This window comes from Acidiphilium multivorum AIU301, assembly GCF_000202835.1.
In the GTDB taxonomy this organism is placed as follows: domain Bacteria; phylum Pseudomonadota; class Alphaproteobacteria; order Acetobacterales; family Acetobacteraceae; genus Acidiphilium; species Acidiphilium multivorum.
On record NC_015179.1, the window covers coordinates 1 to 16,457 of the forward strand.

Annotated in this window: 14 protein-coding genes and 4 pseudogenes; 5 read left to right on the top strand and 13 right to left on the bottom strand. The window is 62.6% G+C overall.

Annotated features, from left to right (window positions below; all coding sequences use genetic code 11):
- Positions 1–1,362 carry a plasmid replication protein RepC gene (repC, locus tag ACMV_RS18690; RefSeq protein WP_013635081.1) on the top strand — a complete coding sequence of 454 codons (1,362 nt, stop codon included), beginning with the start codon at positions 1–3 and terminating at the stop codon, positions 1,360–1,362.
- A 459-nt stretch (positions 1,363–1,821) separates the two neighbouring features.
- On the opposite strand, the pseudogene ACMV_RS20410 reads toward repC, so the two are convergent.
- Both ACMV_RS20410 and ACMV_RS21930 read right to left on the bottom strand, forming a co-directional pair.
- Positions 1,822–2,007 (bottom strand): annotated as a pseudogene (locus tag ACMV_RS20410) (Tn3 family transposase); the annotation flags it as partial.
- 233 nt (positions 2,008–2,240) lie between these two features.
- A complete protein-coding gene (locus ACMV_RS21930) occupies positions 2,241–2,636 on the bottom strand; it encodes a hypothetical protein (protein WP_331429023.1) in 396 nt (131 codons plus the stop codon).
- On the opposite strand from ACMV_RS21930, the gene ACMV_RS18700 reads away from it, so the two are divergent.
- The gene (locus tag ACMV_RS18700) at positions 2,610–3,650 is read left to right on the top strand and encodes an IS110 family RNA-guided transposase (RefSeq protein ID WP_013634884.1); all 1,041 of its coding nucleotides are present in this window, start codon (positions 2,610–2,612) and stop codon (positions 3,648–3,650) included. The genes ACMV_RS21930 and ACMV_RS18700 overlap by 27 nt on opposite strands.
- 260 nt (positions 3,651–3,910) lie before the next feature.
- Here ACMV_RS18700 and ACMV_RS18705 read toward each other — a convergent pair.
- The 3 genes and pseudogenes from ACMV_RS18705 to ACMV_RS18715 all read right to left on the bottom strand — a co-directional run.
- Positions 3,911–4,330 (bottom strand): annotated as a pseudogene (locus ACMV_RS18705) (MgtC/SapB family protein); the annotation flags it as partial.
- Positions 4,331–4,350: 20 nt separating this feature from the next.
- Positions 4,351–4,647 carry a hypothetical protein gene (locus tag ACMV_RS18710; RefSeq protein ID WP_013635085.1) on the bottom strand — a complete coding sequence of 99 codons (297 nt, stop codon included), beginning with the start codon at positions 4,645–4,647 and terminating at the stop codon, positions 4,351–4,353.
- Between the two features lie 27 nt (positions 4,648–4,674).
- On the bottom strand, positions 4,675–6,048 hold the full coding sequence (locus tag ACMV_RS18715) for an NRAMP family divalent metal transporter (RefSeq protein WP_013635086.1): 1,374 nt from the start codon (positions 6,046–6,048) through the stop codon (positions 4,675–4,677).
- 528 nt (positions 6,049–6,576) lie between these two features.
- On the opposite strand from ACMV_RS18715, the gene ACMV_RS18720 reads away from it, so the two are divergent.
- Positions 6,577–6,852: a metal/formaldehyde-sensitive transcriptional repressor gene (locus ACMV_RS18720; protein ID WP_013635087.1), complete on the top strand. Its 276-nt coding sequence runs from the start codon at positions 6,577–6,579 to the stop codon at positions 6,850–6,852.
- 27 nt (positions 6,853–6,879) lie between these two features.
- On the opposite strand, the gene ACMV_RS18725 is transcribed toward ACMV_RS18720, so the two are convergent.
- Positions 6,880–7,506, bottom strand: a complete 627-nt coding sequence (locus tag ACMV_RS18725; RefSeq protein WP_013635088.1) for a recombinase family protein — start codon at positions 7,504–7,506, stop codon at positions 6,880–6,882.
- 227 nt (positions 7,507–7,733) lie between these two features.
- Between ACMV_RS18725 and ACMV_RS22125 the strand changes: the two are divergent.
- Together ACMV_RS22125 and ACMV_RS18730 are read left to right on the top strand one after the other, a co-directional pair.
- Positions 7,734–8,075 (top strand): annotated as a pseudogene (locus ACMV_RS22125) (IS1634 family transposase); the annotation flags it as partial.
- A 72-nt stretch (positions 8,076–8,147) separates the two neighbouring features.
- Positions 8,148–9,311, top strand: a pseudogene (locus ACMV_RS18730) (IS5 family transposase); the annotation flags it as partial.
- A gap of 15 nt (positions 9,312–9,326) precedes the next feature.
- Here ACMV_RS18730 and ACMV_RS18735 read toward each other — a convergent pair.
- The 7 genes from ACMV_RS18735 to ACMV_RS18760 all read right to left on the bottom strand — a co-directional run bounded on the left by ACMV_RS18735 (position 9,327) and on the right by ACMV_RS18760 (position 16,317).
- A complete protein-coding gene (locus tag ACMV_RS18735) occupies positions 9,327–10,223 on the bottom strand; it encodes a proline iminopeptidase-family hydrolase (protein ID WP_013635090.1) in 897 nt (298 codons plus the stop codon).
- A gap of 38 nt (positions 10,224–10,261) precedes the next feature.
- Positions 10,262–11,251, bottom strand: coding sequence for an ABC transporter ATP-binding protein (locus ACMV_RS18740; RefSeq protein WP_013635091.1), 990 nt, complete (start codon positions 11,249–11,251; stop codon positions 10,262–10,264).
- Positions 11,248–12,237, bottom strand: coding sequence for an ABC transporter ATP-binding protein (locus tag ACMV_RS18745; RefSeq protein ID WP_013635092.1), 990 nt, complete (start codon positions 12,235–12,237; stop codon positions 11,248–11,250). Before ACMV_RS18745 ends, ACMV_RS18740 begins: the two co-directional genes overlap by 4 nt.
- Positions 12,234–12,380 carry a hypothetical protein gene (locus ACMV_RS21045; RefSeq protein ID WP_154653566.1) on the bottom strand — a complete coding sequence of 49 codons (147 nt, stop codon included), beginning with the start codon at positions 12,378–12,380 and terminating at the stop codon, positions 12,234–12,236. The genes ACMV_RS18745 and ACMV_RS21045 overlap by 4 nt, the downstream gene beginning before the upstream one ends.
- A 224-nt stretch (positions 12,381–12,604) precedes the next feature.
- On the bottom strand, positions 12,605–13,597 hold the full coding sequence (locus ACMV_RS18750) for an ABC transporter permease (RefSeq protein ID WP_013635093.1): 993 nt from the start codon (positions 13,595–13,597) through the stop codon (positions 12,605–12,607).
- Positions 13,598–14,641 (bottom strand): ABC transporter permease, encoded by a 1,044-nt coding sequence (locus tag ACMV_RS18755; RefSeq protein ID WP_013635094.1) that lies wholly within the window; start codon positions 14,639–14,641, stop codon positions 13,598–13,600.
- A 20-nt stretch (positions 14,642–14,661) separates the two neighbouring features.
- The gene (locus ACMV_RS18760; protein WP_041665874.1) at positions 14,662–16,317 is read right to left on the bottom strand and encodes an ABC transporter substrate-binding protein; all 1,656 of its coding nucleotides are present in this window, start codon (positions 16,315–16,317) and stop codon (positions 14,662–14,664) included.
- Between the last annotated feature and the right edge of the window lie 140 nt (positions 16,318–16,457).

Below are 16,457 nucleotides of genomic sequence, written 5' to 3' on the forward strand. Positions count from 1 at the left end.
ATGGAGACGGAAAGTCCCGGTTTCGGGCAGAATTCAAGGACAAATCAGGGGTTTGGCGGGCTTCGCCGGCTGAGCCTGGCGATGCTTGCGACGGACCGGACCGCGGCAGGTTTCACGGGACTGTCAGACGGGGCAGGGGGGCCAGGTGCGGTTCTGGCGGCGTTCAAGGCGGCGGCGCCGTATCTCGGCCTGCCGCCACGGGTGGTGCATGCGGTGGACTGGCTGTTCCGTTTTACCCAGCGGCAGGACTGGGAGGCGGGTGCGCGGCCGGTGGTCTGGCCATCTGCTGCCGTCCAGCAGGCGGATCTGGATCTCGGGGCATCACAGACCAAGGCGCTGAACCGGCATCTGGTCGAGCTGGGCCTGGTGGTGATGCGGGACAGTCCCAACGGCAAGCGTTACGGCCGGCGGGACCGTGGGGGCCGGATTATCGAGGCGTATGGGTTCGACCTGTCGCCGCTTGGGGTGCGGTTCGACGAGTTCCGGGCTGTGGCGGAGAAGGGGAGGGCGGAGCGCGAGGCGGTTCGCCAGCTGCGCCGGCGGGTGACGATAGCCCGCAAGGCGATCGAGCAGATCGTGGAGACGGCGGTGGAGGTAGGTCTGGAACCGGGTGTCTTCGTGCGGGAGGCGGAGGAAGCGCGGCGCCTGTCCAGGCGTCTGGCGAAGGCGGAGAGTTCCGCTGTTCTCGCCTTTGGCGTGACGCGGCTCGAGGATCGCCATGGCGATCTGCGCCAGCGGCTGGAGAGCCTGATCGCGGCGCGGCAGGGAACCGGCAGCGCGCAAAAAGATGTGGAAACCGACCCCAAGGCGCCGGAAAACCGGCCCCACCAATACAGATACAAATCAGACCTAAATCCTGAACAGGATACGGTATCTGGCATTGAGAAAAGTAGTCCGGCCCCGGTGGGGTCGGGGGCAACGGCAGAGACGACGGGGCTGCGGAACGGTCGGTCAGGCAGTGAGACGGGGAGGGGCGAGCAAAAACCTGCCCGTCGGGATGATGGAACGGTGCTGCGGATCACGCCGGACGAGCTGGTGCGCCTCGCGCCGCGGCTGCTTCCCTATCTCGGGCGGTCGTCGCCGGCCTGGCCTGACGTTGTGGAGGCGGCGGACTGGCTGCGGCACGATCTGGGGGTGTCGAAACCGCTCTGGGGCGAGGCGTGTATCGCCATGGGGCGGGAGCAGGCGGCGATTGCGCTGGCCATCGTCTCGGCACGGCCCGCGGGGCATTTCCGGAGCACGCCCGGCGGGTATTTCCACGGCATGGTCGCAAAAGCCCGGGCCGGCGAACTCAACCTCGGCAAGACCATCTGGGGCATGCGGAGCAAGCGTGACACTCACGGCTGGAATCAGCCGCAGTGAGACAATACGGGACGGCGCGATAATGACACTGGAAGCCGATTATCTTGAGGCGCTTGGGCTGCTCGGCCGCGTCTGCGAGCAATATCGCCGCGAGACCGGAAGTCCCGCGTACCTCGTTGGAGGGGCCGCGGTTGCGCTGTGGACCGGTGGGGCTTTCCATTCCGCGGATTTCGACCTGATCGTGGCCTCAGCTATATCACACCTTCAGCGCGGATATCGTCCGCTTGCGAGGTGTCTCAATCAACCGTGCTGCGGGGGACGCGTTGCGATACACCGACGTGATTATGGCCCGCTGTGAGGCGTTGAGCCTGTTTCCTAGGGCTGTGGCCACCCCATTTCGTCTTCCGGTTGGGCACCTATCAGCCTATTCTGGCGTTAATCAGGGGTGGATAGGCCGCCTATCTGGCCTGAAGTAACGAAACGGCCTGCGCTGTAGCATAAGCGGACAAAGCAGGAACATCAGGCTGCCTTTATGGTCGTGTCGGGGATTGGCCTGAGAGGTCGCAATCCGGCATGGTTTTCCGTCGATTTCTGATTGGCGCTCCAGATGTAGTCGCCGGTCAGGTTCACATGCTCCCAGCCGATCGGCGAGAGATGCCTGAGGAGGGTTCCGGGCACATCCTCGACCTGGCGTAGGGCCTGTAGGGGTCGTTTGCGGGAGGGAGCGGAATCCTACGTTAACGCCTGAATCTATTTCTTGAGTACGAACCTCTGCGACACGCTGATTGTGATACGGGTTATGGAGCAAGGAAATTGGTTTTTGCTCGTCATCTGCCGGCCGTATGCCAAACACTCGTTTGCGATACATAGTCGATTAGGCGATTGAACAATCCTCCCTTTTCCGGCAACAAAGTGATTTTCGCTTCAGGAACTCGCGATCAGGCCGTGGTGCTGACGGTCCAGGTTGCGGTCTTGATCGGGCCGGCTTTTTCCAGTGCGGCGACGACGGCATCGAGTTCGTCGGGCTTGGCGTTGGTGGGCACCAGGGTTGCCGCCAGTTCAACCAGTTCCTCGCTGTCGGATAGGGTGGCAATCTCGCGGATCGGGTAGTGTGCGGCCTCCAGTTCGGAGAACAAAAGGTCGCGCACATCCGACACGTCGGCCGGGTCACACAGCGCATGGATCGCGTATTGCGCTTCGGTGGCGCGCGCGTCGATCGGCCGGCGGTTGATGTAATTATGGGATGGCCCGCCCCTCTCGCGGCGATCGGGTAGTATCGCCGCTGGTTTGGAGAGAGGAGCAGACCGATGGATATCGTGATTGTCGGCATCGATCTTGGCAAGAACTCTTGCAGCGTGGTGGGCATGGACGCCGCCGGCCGGGTTGTTTTGAGGCGGAGACTTCGGCGGGGAACGTTGGAAAGTTTCGTTGGCGAGCTTGGGTCGTGCATTGTGGCAATGGAAGCATGTTGCGGCGCTCATCACCTCGGGCGGATTTTCGCCGCGCGGGGCCACGAGGTGCGGCTGATGTCGCCGGAATATGTCCGTCCGTACGTGAAGGCGCAGAAGAACGATGATCTCGACGCGGAGGCGATCGCAGAGGCTGCGACGCGGCCAACGATGCGTTTCGTGCCGGTGAAGAGCCAGGACCAATCTGATCTCCAGGCTTTGCACCGAGCCCGGGAGCGCCTGGTCTCGGAACGGACGGCGCTGATCAATCACTTGCGGGCGTTGCTGCTGGAGCGAGGGATCGTCGTTCCGCAAGGCCGGAGGAAACTGGAAGCCGAGCTTGAGACATTGGCCGAAGATGGCGGTTTTGCCGCGTTGAGCCCGCGCATCCGGACGTTGATCGAAGATCTTCGGGCGGAATGGCGTTCACTCGACCAGAGGATCACCGGCTTCGACGCCGAGTTCGTTCAGTTGGCTCGTGACGACGTGGCTGTGCGACGTTTGACCAAAATCCCAGGAATGGGAACGATAAACGCTACGGCGCTGGCGGCGGCGGTCGGCGAGGCGCAGGCATTCAAACGTGGGCGGGACATGGCGGCGTGGCTGGGGCTCGTTCCACGGCAAATGACAACGGGTGGAAAACCGCGCCTGCTCGGCATCAGCAAACGCGGCAATCGTTATTTGCGGAAGAACTTGATCCATGGCGCACGAGCGGCGCTGCCTTATCTTGTCGAACGCGATACACCGTTGGGCCGCTGGGCGCGGGGATTGCTCGATCGAGCGCATAAGAACGTGGTCGTAGTCGCGCTGGCCGCGAAGCTGGCTCGGATCGCATGGGCCGTTTTGGCGCACGGTTGCGATTACGACGCCCAATTCGAAGCGGCGGCTGCGGCCGCATGACGGAATCGCCCGAACAGCGCTCATAGTTGGGCGCGAAAGGGCAGTCGATGTCTGCGTGAGGTGAAAGGAAGATGGCCTGACAGTCGAACGGCGGCTTGAAAACCTGACCCAGTGAACGGCCTCCGAGGCCGGTGTGATTATGAGGATCAGGCCGCGCGGATCTCCATCTTGGCCGGGTTCGAAGCCCGAGACCGGATACGTTGAAGCAGACTGATTAGAGCCAGATGAAAATCACCCCTTGCGGACGGGGCGGGCCATACGTTCACGAGGGGACGGAGCAGCGTGTTGCCGGCAAGGATGAAAACGGTCAGCAAGGTGGCCTCGGCGGAGTAGCCGCAGCCGCAGAACGCGCCGACCGCAGCCGAGCACCAGAGGGTTCCCGCCGTGTTGATGCCGCGGATATTGGCGCCCTCCTTCAGGATGACGCCGGCGCCGAGAAAGCCGATGCCGGAGACGATGTAGGCGACCACGCGGGTCGATCCGGCGGGACCGGCGAGGCGAACCCCGAGATCGGCGAAGGCGGCGGCGCCGAGGGCGACCAGAACGGTGGTGCGCAGGCCGGCGGAGCGCTGCCGCCATTGGCGTTCGGCACCGATCAGGGTGCCGAGCACGAAGGCGACCGCGAAATCACCGACTGTCGTGAGAAATGGAACTGGAAATGGTTGGGATAAATCTGTCATTCAAAACCTCGCTGGTCAGCCTATCCCCCCGCAACATGAAGAAATCCCCAGCCCATGACGATCAGCATGACGCCGATATAGAGGCGCAGACCCCAGAACACGGCCTGCTGCCAGGGCCGCAGAGCTACCCGCTCGATCGGCATGAGTGGCGTCAACCAGCCTTCCGCGCGGGCAATCGCGGCGATGTCGGCACTGTTGTCATGGGCGGTGCGGTCGAGGTCGCGCTGACTGGCCCAGGCCGCGCGCAGCACCGGTATCCGGCTGACGCCTTTCGAGCGACGGGTCTCACTGGCAGGAAAACGGTTGTCCTGGTTCATGACTTGGCGCTCCTGAGCGACGAATTTTCAAAGGGCATGGGGAAACACGGTCGCGATGCCGTAGAGGCCATTGCAGGCGATCAGCATGACCATGACGCCGACCGACAGGATGTTGCGGATCGGTGAATTCACGTGGTCGCCCAGCAATTCCCGATCATTGAGCAGCATGAGCAGGAACAGCATGGCCGTTGGCATGAACACGGTTGCGATCACCTGGACGGTCAGGTTGAGGAACCCGACCGGCACGTGCGGCAGCATCGGCACACTCGCCGCAATCGCGGTACCGAGAATCGCCGGCGCATAGAAATACAGTGAGCGGCGCGGCGAGATGTTGACCGAGCGCGGTACGTCGAGCGCCTCGCCGATCGCCCAGGCGGTGCTGGCGGTGATCACGATCGAGGCGATCAGGCCGGCCTCGAACAGGCCAAGCGCGAAGATCACCATCGCGCCGTGGCCGAGCCGTGAACCGATATCGGCAAGCACCGAGTGGTCCCCTAGCGACGCCGTGTTTGCCAGACCGTGCAGGTATTGCCCAGAAATCACGATGATCGAGGTGGCGACCACCACCATCCCGATCACGCCGAGCATCAGATCGCGTCGGCTTGCCTTGATGTCCTGCGGCAGAATCCCCTTATCGACCACGCAGGATTGCTGGAAAAACAACTGCCACGGCGCGATCGTGGTGCCGATATTCGCCGAAATCAGGATCAGGAACCCAGCCGAGAGCAACCCGCCCGGTAGCGCCCAGCCGGTGCCGGTGAAGGTTCGGCCGATCGCACTCCAGTCGGGATGTGAGAACAGCGCCAGTGGCACGAACACCATGTTGAATGCCGCAACGAACAGCGAGATCCGCTCCCAGGTATAGTATTTCAGGAACAGCAGAATGCTGACGATAAAGACGAAGGCGGCGGGAATCGTCACGAGGTAGGGGATATGAAAAATCGCGCTGGCGACCCGGATGCCGATGAACTCGGTCATCAGCGTCAGGATATTCGCGACTACCAGATCGATCAGCGAAAACGCGCCCCAGAACGCGCCGTAGCGCTTCCAGATCATCTCGGCATGGCCGCGGCGGGTGACGGCGCCGAGCCGGATGGTCATTTCCTGGACCAGATAGGCGATGAAGCCGAGCGGGATCATCAGCGGGATGAACAGGCTGAACCCGTAGGTGGCGCCGGTCTGCGCGTAGGTGATGACGCCACCGGCATCGTTGTCGCCGAGCATGACCAGCAGGCCAGGACCGACCAACGCAAGGCCAAGGGCGATGCGGCTGCCCAGGCTCTGCTTGCCGATACGCAGCCGCTGAATGCGCAGCCGATCGCGCAGCCGGGCTTCAAGACCCTCTGGAAAGGTGATGCGGGCCGTTTCTGGTGAGATCAGGAGATCGGTTTCGGCGGACATGGCATGTCTCCGTGATCGGCAAATGTGAGGTGGGAATGATGCGGAAGTTGACGGTGATCCGGACCGGATTCAGCCGGGGGCTCGCCGCGTGGTGCTGCGACCACTTTCCAATAGGTCACGAGCCGCCCCGAACCGTCGGGGCGCCAACAGGTGACAAGCCGACGGCGGGGGAATGCCGCGTCACTCGATGGGTTACTCCTGATCGGCGAAGACGGCCGATCAGTTCGTTTTCTGCGGAAGATCATCGTGATCCCTCCTCCTGGTCAGCATTGGCTGGAACCCGGGAGGGATGGGCGGGGTTCAGCGCGTTGCGCGCATCACTCCAGCCGCGTATCCGGCCCGGGCAATCGTCCATCCCACGGTTGAACGGACAGCAAGCGAAAAGCGCTTACTATCGTCCTCCGAAGGCTGGCTGGTCGATCGCGGTTTCATGGGGTCCTTGGAAATTTGGTTGATCAAAACCGCAGAAATTCGCCTTCCGCAGCTATCCGTGCCATATACCCCCCCATAGTATTTGGTCAAGAGGCGATGCAATACACCGAAAAGGAAAAACGCAAGCTGGTGAACCGGCTCAGCCGCATTCGCGGCCAAGTCGAGGCGATGCAGGCGGCGCTGGACGCGGATGCGCGATGCACGGCATTGTTGCAGCAGGCAACGGCGTGCCGCGGTGCGCTGGACGGGTTCATCGGCACCGTGATCGAACACCATATCCGCCAGCATATCGTCGATCCAAAGCAGCAGGAGACCGATCGCGCTCAGGCGGCGGAGGAACTGATCGGTGTGGTTCATTCCTACCTGACGTAGGTTGAATTACGTAGGTTGAATTTCTGATCAAACCGCCTCAAGGGCGACAGCGGCGTTCCCCAACAATTTGATACCAGGCGACTTCAATGTCCCATCTGCTTTCATATAATGATAAAGCGTGCTCGCCGGGATGCCGCCCAACTCCCGACATATAGACGGGATGCTGCGCGTGGAATCTGCCATCAGGTGTTGAGCATATCGCAAACGCTCGGCTGTCATCATACGGGGCCGGCCGCCCTTACGACCTCTTGCACGGGCCGCGACGATACCCTCTCGCACCCGTTGTCTAATGACGTTCCGCTCCATCTCCGCAAATGCAGCCTGTATTTGCAGGAAAGCCCGGCCGGCCGGCGTTGTTGTATCAAAGGCGGTGTTCAGCGCGCGGAAGCCAACGCCGCGTGCTTCCAAGTCATCAACCAGCCCGATCAGTTCGCCGGCAAGTCGCCCCAGCCGATCGAGGTCCAGGACGACCAGGACATCACCGCGCCGGAGATAGTCAAGGCAAGCCTTGATACCGGGCCGATCCGAACGCGCTCCGCTGCCGCGATCTTCAAAAATTCGCTCACAGCCGGCAACCGTCAAAGCATCCATCTGGCGATCGAATATCTGTCGTTCCTCTCGCGTGGAGACCCGTGCATACCCCACCATCGACATAGCCGTTCCTTATCGAATTAGTTCACGAAAATTGTTCGAATAGAATATTTTCTGTCAATAGATTTTTGCGGATTTGTCGTGGATAAAATGCCGCTGCTCCACCGGGACGGTCACACTCACGAAAAAGAAGTGTTTGTCGTGAATGGACTCACCCGATGATTGGCCTCTTACAGAGTTTGTGGCGTTCTTGCTTGGTTCACCCTTAGCGTTGTCTGGCGAACAACAGATGCTATGGCCTCTATTACGTCGAATGGCATCTGCGCGACGCCCTCAAGCCCCTGCTGTTCCAGGATCACGACCGGCCAGGCGCGGAAACTGAACGCTCATCGCCGGTTGCCCCCGCATCGACATCCCCGGCCGCCGATCGCAAGCGCGGGCGACGCCGCAACGACCAGAACCTGCCGATTTCGAGCTTCACCGACCTGATGGCGCATCTCGCCACACAGACCCTCAACACCGCCTCCCTACCCAAGGCGCCGAACGCCACCTTCACCGCTCTGGCAAACCCCACGTCGCTGCAAACCACCGCCTTCGCCCTGATCGGGATCGACCCCATGCGTGTCCAGTAAGCGTCAAAATCAAATCAGAAAGTTTGTTGATAAATGCAGGGAGTTTGCATTCAAATTAGTGAAAACTTCAGTCTCAAGCACATGGATGGGCTGTCCGACGAAGCGATCTGCGTGCGCTATCTCGACAGTCCGTATGTCCAGGCATTCTGCGGCGAGACGCATTTCCAGCATGCCCTGCCGCTCGATCGATCCTCGATGACGCGCTGGCGCAAACGGATCGGGTCCGAGCGGATGGAGGCCCTGCTCGCCGAGACGCTGGCGGCGGCCGAGCGGGGTGGCGCCGTGGCGGAGAAGCACTACGGGCGGGTCACCATCGATACCACGGTCCAGCCAAAGGCCGTGACGCATCCGACCGACAGCAAACTGCTGCACAAGGGCATTGAGACACTCGCCCGCATGGCGCGCAAGCACGGCATCACGCTACGCCAGTCGTATCGCCGGGTTGCGCGCTACGCCAGGCAGGAGGCGGCGCGCCTGCACCATGGTGGCAAACGCCGCGAGGCCGAGGCTCGCGTGCGCAAGCTGCGGACCTGGCTGGGCCGGCTGGCTCGTGACATCACCCGCAAGATCGCAGGCAACGCTGAAGCGAAGGCGGCGTTCGCCGAAACGCTGGGCCTGATCAATCGCCTGCTTCGCCAGAAGCGCTCCGACCGCGGTGCCGACAAGCTCTATTCCCTGCACGCGCCTGAGGTGGAGTGCATCGGCAAGGGCAAGGCCAGGACGCGCTTCGAATTCGGCGTGAAGGTCTCCATCGCCACCACCAACGCCGCTGCACCCGGCGGTCAGTTCGTTCTCGGCATGCAGAGCCGGCCGGGAAATCCCTATGACGGCCACACCCTGGCCGGCCAGATCGAGCAGGTCGAGCGGATCACCGGCGTTGCCGTCGCCCGCGCCTATGTCGACCGCGGCTATCGCGGCTACGGCGTAGAAGCCGAGGGCAGAAGGATCTTCATATCCCGCCAGAAACGCGGCATCACCCCCACCATCCGCCGCGAGTTGCGCCGACGCGCCGCCATCGAACCCGTCATCGGCCACATGAAGACCGACGGCCATCTCGGAAGAAACTTCCTGCTCGGCGTCGACGGTGATGCCATCAACGCCGTCCTCGCCGGCGTCGGACACAACCTTCGCCTCCTCCGCAGATGGTTGATCAGGCTTCTTTGTGCCCTCGTCGCATGGCTCTCTGCCGCAAACCGCTCACCAAGCCTCGGCTTCGCCCACCGCCAGATCACATAGTTCACAGGCGACTTCCTACTCCGCCTCATCCATCGTATCGAGAAACCCGCCAACCACATCCATGCACCGCGCGGTCTCCTCTACATGCGGCATATGGCTCGACTGGTCGAACAGCACCCAGCGCGCGCCTTCGATCAGTTCGACATAGGGGCGAACCGTCTCCGGTGTTGCCTCGTCGAACGCGCCGGACAGGACGAGCGTCGGCACCGCGATCACGTGCAGACGCTCCGTGATGTCCCACGTCCTGAGCGTGCCGATGACATGAAATTCGCTCGGACCGTTCATCGTGTGGTAAACTGTTGGGTCTTCCGCCATCTGCGCGAAGCTGCGTTTCACCTCGTCCGGCCAGTGATCCAGCCGACAGAGATGTCGATGATAAAACACATCGACCGCCGCCTCGTAGTCCGGATGATCGGTCGTCCCCGCGCGCTCGTGCGCGAGCAGGGTCTGCTGGACCTCGGCGGGCAATTCCGCCCGCAGTCGGTTCGCTTCCGCGACCCAGGTGACCATCGAAGCAGGGGAATTGGCGATCACCAGCGCCTTCAGCCCGGGAGGACGCCGGACCGCGTGTTCCGCCGCCAGCATTCCGCCCCAGGACTGGCCGAGCACCGCATAACGGTCCCGGATGCCGAGATGATCGAGCAGATTGTCGAGCTCCGCGAGGAACAGATCGACGGTCCAGAACGCAGCCCCCCGGTCGGGCAGGTGGGTGGACCGCCCACAGCCGAGCTGGTCGTAATGGATCACCGCCCGCCTTGGTGTGGCGAGCAGCCGGAACCGGTCTACATAGTCATGCGCCGCGCCCGGGCCGCCATGCAGCACCACCAGCGGCGGCCCGCCCGCCTCGAGGTCGCCGCTGACGCGATACCATGTCCGATATCCATCGAACGGCGCGAAGTTCCCTGCATCCATGATCGTTCCTCACAAATAACGGGCGGCGCGCCGCCGGGTCAGGTTTCCGGAAAATGACAGGCGCAGTCGCGCCCATCATCCAGTGCGCGCAGTGCGGGCCGCTCGGCGCGGCAGCGCTCCTGCGCGCGCGGGCAGCGCGGATGGAACCGACAGCCCGAAGGGGGGGATATCGGGTTCGGCACGTCGCCGGTCAGGATGATCCGGCGCGGTCGCCGCGCTGGGTCCGGATCGGGCATCGGAACGGCGGAAATCAGCGCCATCGTATAAGGGTGGGACGGGCTAGTGAACACGAGGTCGGTCGGCCCGGTTTCGACGATCGAGCCGAGATACATCACCGCGACACGATCCGTGATCTGGCGGACGATGCTGAGATCATGCGCGATGAACACATAGGTCAGCCCGAGCCGCTCCTGCAGATCCTGAAACAGGTTGACCACCTGCGCCTGCACCGAGACATCCAGCGCCGAGACCGGCTCGTCCGCGACGATCAGGTCAGGCTCCAGCGCAATCGCACGGGCAATCCCGATCCGCTGGCGCTGCCCGCCTGAGAATTCGTGCGGAAACCGGTCCATATGTCCCCGCCGCAGCCCGACGAGGTCGAGCAGGCGGGCAACCCGGTCCCCGATCTCGCGCTCCGGCACCGTCGCGTGGATGCGCATCGGCTCGGCGATTAGGTCACGCACCCGATACCGCGGATTGAGCGAGGCGGCAGGATCCTGAAACACCATCTGCATCCGCCGCCGGATCGGCCGCAGCGCGTTGCGGGATCGATGCGTGATGTTGATCCCGTCGAACACCACGCTGCCCTCGCTGACATCGTGCAACCGCATCAGGCACCGCCCGAGCGTCGATTTCCCGCACCCGGACTCCCCGACAATGCCGAGCGTCTCCCCGCGCACCACACACAGCGACACACCGTCCACCGCATGCACCATCCGCCGCGCCGCCCCGATCACCCGGCGCCCGACTGCGAACCGTTTCGACACGCCACTCGCTTCGAGCAGCACGACGCCGTCCGGCGTGGTCATGACAAAACCCCGGCCGTAGGCAGTGCCGCAAGGACACAGGCATAACGGTGCCCGTCGCCGCGCATCTCCGGCCGAACCACGCAGGCGCGCGACCGGTGAGGGCAGCGCGGCGCGAAACTGCATCCCGGCGGCAGCTGGTCGAGTGCCGGCGGCGCGCCGGAAATCGAGGGCAGGCGCCGTGGCCGCACCCCCGTCATCGGCGGGATCGAGCCGAGAAGACCAACCGTGTAGGGATGGCGCGGCCGTTGAAAAATCGCTCTTCTGTCGGCCTGCTCGACGATCCGCCCGGCATACATCACAGCAACCCGGTCGGCGATTTCGGCAACGACGCCCATATTGTGGGTGACCAGAATGATCGACGACCCGAAATCCCGCCGCAAATTGCGGATCAGATCAAGAATCGCCGCCTGCACCGTCACGTCGAGCGCCGTCGTCGGTTCGTCGGCAATCACCAGCGCCGGATTGCACGATAGCGCCATCGCAATCACCACCCGCTGGCGCATCCCGCCGGACAACTGGTGCGGAAACCGCTCGATCACATCGCGCGGCCCCGGAATCCCCACCGCCTCCAGCAGCTCGAGCGCCCGCGCCTTTAACGCGCACCCCGCAAGATCGGTATGCAGCCGCAACTGCTCGACGATCTGTCGCCCGACCGAATAAACCGGCGTCAGCGCGGTCATCGGGTCCTGAAAAATCATAGCGATCTGCCCGCCTCGCAGCCTGCGCATTTCCCGGTCCGCCAACCCGACCAGTTCGCGCCCCTCGAACCGGATCGACCCCTCGACGATCGCATTCGGATCGTCGATCAGCCCCATCACCGCCATCAGCGACACCGACTTCCCCGAACCCGATTCCCCGACGACACCAAGAATCTCCCGCCGCCCGAGCACGAACGAAACCCCATCCACCGCACGCATCACCCCACGCCGCGTGCGGAACGAAACCCGCAGATCGGAAACCTCGAGCAAAGGCGCCTCGATCGTCATTCGGCGCCGGGCCGGGAAAAGGGCAGGGGAGGGTGATACCAGTTGGCACGGCCCACGACCGTCTTGGCGGTCGGATCAAGGCAGTAAAGGAAGGGCTTCTTTTTTGGAAAAAAGAAACAAAAAATTTTTTTGAGCTGGGTCACCGGCGTTTTCACAGGGAAACACCCATATGTCCAAAGTTTTTTTTATTTCTTCTTTGTTTAAAAAAAAGAAGATGCTTATCTTCTAGAAATGTTGCTGAGACTATCATCCGATGCATATTCCAGTATAAGTGCTTATTTTATGTAAAAAAGAATCAAAAAATTTTCGATTAATAAATTCTCGATTGTTCACACGATCGAGCGGCAATATGGAATCCTGTTTTCGATCAGTCATCGCGCACGCGTGGGTCGAAGACGGAATAAAGGATATCGACGAGTGCGTTGGCGGCGACGACGAAGAACGAGGCGTAGATCACGGTTGCCATGATCATCGGCAGGTCGAGATTGGTCAGCGCCTGATAGGTGAGGTAGCCGACACCGGGCAGTCCGAACACGACTTCGACGAGCAGGGCCCCGCCGCCGACGAGGGCGCCGAAATCCAGTCCGAAAAGGGTGAAGATCGCGATCAGCGAGCAGCGCAGCGCGTGGCGGATCAGCACGGCCCGGCTGGACAGGCCCTTGGCGCGGGCGAGGCGGATGTAATCCTCCTGCATCGCCTCGATGATGTTGGCGCGCAGGACGCGTCCATAGATGCCGATGAACGCGACCGCCAGCGTGCACCAGGGCAGCAGCAGCGACTTGAACCAGAGTGCGGGGTTGCGGCGCAGCGGCACATAGCCGAGTGGCGGCACCCATGAGAACAACCACGTCTTGTGCAGCCCCCCCTGCGCGATCAGGTTGACCACCTCGCCGAGCCAGAACACCGGGATGGAAATGCCGATCAGGCTCGCGATCATCAGTATGCGGTCGATCACCCGGTCCTTGTAGGCGGCGGCAAGCAGGCCGACGAGAATGGCGAACACGATCCAGATCGTCGCGGCCCCGGCGACGAGCGACAATGTCACCGGCGCCGCGTGGAACACCGCGGGCACCACTTTCTCGCCGAGATTGACGAAGGACGTCAGGTTTCGCTTGACGACCAGACTGTCCATCATCCGGATGTACTGGACCGGCAATGGCCGGTCGAGGCCGAACTCCTTGCGGATCAGCGCGACCGTCTGCGGCGAGGCGTTGCGCCCGGCGATCCGCGCGGCGGGATCGGAACCAGGGGTCGCGAAGAAGATCAGGAACACGAGAACACTGATGCCAAACATGACGAACAGCATGTGGCCGAGGCGGCGGAGAATGGTGAAGCCGAGCGACAAGCTGGAATCCCGCATTTATTTCAGCGTCAGGCGGGCGCGCGGGTCGAGCGCGTCGCGCAGCGCATCGCCTAGGACGTTCAGCGCGACCACGGTCATCACGATCGCAAGCCCCGGCGCGAGCGAGACGATCGGGCGGGTATAGAGCAGCTGCTCGCCGTTGCGGATGATCGTGCCCCAGCTCGCACTCGGCGGCTGGATGCCGATGCCGAGGAATGAAAGCGAGGCTTCGGTGATGATATCGAGCGCCATCATGATCGGCGCGAACACGATTAGCGTCGAGGCCACGTTGGGCAGGATATCCCGCCGTAAGATCCGCCCGTCCGAGGCCCCGAGCGAGATCGACGCCGCGACAAAATCCGAGCGCCGCAGCATCATTACCCGTGCCCGGATCGGGCGCGCGACATAGGGAACATAAACGATAGCGATGATGCCGATCGGCATGATCAGGTCGTTCGAGGTGATGATGACAGGGCCGAGATGAAACCCGGCATTGATGAGGATGACCGAAAGCGAGATCGCTAGCAGATAGATCGGAAACGCCCATAATATATCGAGCATGACCGAGATCACGCGGTCCGTCATCCCGCCATAAAACCCCGCCGCGACGCCGAGGAGCGAGGCGAGGAGAAGGCAGATCGCGGTCGAGGCAGCCCCGACCAGCAGCGAGACCCGCCCGCCATAGAGCAGCCGCGCCGCGACATTCCGCCCCTGGCCGTCGGCACCGAGCATATAGGGTCCCCAGCGCCAGGTCGGGCCGATCGGCGTGACGCCGAACCCGTCGCTCGCCGGCTGCATCACCGAAACCTGTTTGCCTGCGATCGTGACGGTGCCGCCGAGATTCGACTTGAACGGATCGGTATGCGCGACAAAATGCGCATAGAGCGGTGCCGCCAGGCAGGCGAGCAGCACCACCGCGAGCACGGTGGTGGCGACGATCGCCGTCCGGTTCCGCGTGAGCCTCGCCAGAGCCGCTGCCCAGTAGCCCCGCGAGGCCGCCTCCGGCAGGTCGGGCGCGTTCCAGGCACGCAGCGCCTCCTCGTAGTCAGCATCGCTCACCATCACTGGCGACGGAGCTTCAGTCACTTGATCCAGGCCAGATCGGGGATGAAATAGGTCTGGCCGCTGAAGACGAAATGGTGCAGCCGGCTCGAGACGAAATCGACATGCTTGGGCGTGAACAGCGGGGCGACCGGCGCCTGATCGGTCATTTCCCGGTCGATCTTCGTCCACATCACATCCGCCTTCTTCGGATGCGCGATCGACATCGTTTCCGCCACCGCCATCTCGGTATCGATCGACTTGTCACAGAACTCGGAAATATTGATCGAGTTGTCCGATCCGGGATGGAACGACTTGCACGACAGCAGCACATTGAGGAAGTCCGACGGGGCCGGGTAATCCTGATACCAGGTGGTCACCGCCATCTGGACATGATTGTTCGAGTTCTGGATGTAGGTGAACTGGATGTTCGACGATATGCCCTTCACCTTCGCCTTGAAGCCCAGCCGGTCGAGCACGCTCTGCAGATAGATTCCGATCGCCCGGCTCGGGTCGCTGTTCTGGGTGATGATCGTCACCTTCTGCCCCGCCATGCCCGACTTTTTCATGTAGGCCATCGCCTTCTTCATGTCGGGCGCAGTCCACGTGGTGCCCGGATGTTCGGTGAATGGACAGAAGGGCTTGTAGCCTGGCATCCCCGGCGGCAGGATCTCGCAGGTCGCGGTCGCGACCGCCGGTCCGCCGAACAGTTTCACCAGATCGGCGCGGTCGATCGCGTAATTCACCGCGAGCCGGGCATCCTTGTTGTCGAACGGCTTCATCCGCGTATTCATCGTCGCATACCAGAGTGCGAGCAGACTGTGCAGATAAAGCCGCGATTTATACTTCGTGGCGACCTCGCCGAGCCTGTCGAGCGGGATCGGATTATACATCCAGTCATACTGATCGTTGGCAACCGCCGTCACCTGCGCGTTTGGCGTCAGCCCGAATCGGTAGACGATCCGGTCGGGATAGCCTTTCGGCTGCGCGAGCCGGCTCCACTGGTGAAAATACGGGTTGCGCACCATCACCAGTTTGCTGCTCGGATCGTATTTCGAGATCATGTAGGCCCCGGTGCCGGGAATCGGAATCGTCCCCATGTCCTTGTCCGGCGTGCTTGCCGGCAGGATCGCGCCGAACGGCACCGCCAGCTGGTCAAGAAACTCCGCATCGGGGTGACGCAGGTGAAAAGTCACCGTATCCTTCGCCTGATCAATCACAACCCCCGGCAGCGTGCAGGTGGTGGGCGCGCTGGCGCAGTGCCGCCCACCGACGATCACGTCATACCATGTTCCGGCATTCGGATTGAGCACCTTAAACAGGCGGATGAAGCTCGCCCGCACATCCGTCAGCGTCACCGGCGCGCCGTTGGAGAATTTCACCCCCTTACGCAGGGTGAACACATAGGTCTTCCCGCCATCGGAAATCTTCGGCATCGCGGTCGCGAGATCGGGGACGATGTGGAAGGCGGCGGTGCCGCCGGCCCTCTCGAACGAGACCAGCCCGTCATAGAGCATCGGGAAGATCTGCCAGTAGCGTAGCGTATAGTTGACCTGCGGATCGAGCGTCCCCGCCGCCGACGAAGCGACCAGCTTCAACGTGCCGCCATAATGCCCACCAGCCGCCCGCGCCGGCACCGTTGCCGCCGTCGCCGCAAGGCAGGCGCCCAGCGCCACCTGCCCAGCCAACCGCCGCATCCACGATCCCTGTTTCCGCATCCCGCTCCACTCCGTTGTCACATCACCTGCTGCATCATCCGTGCCAACCGCCCGCCCCGATCTGACCACACAGCCCGATTACGCAAATCCAACGATCGCAATCCCGTGATATGATTACA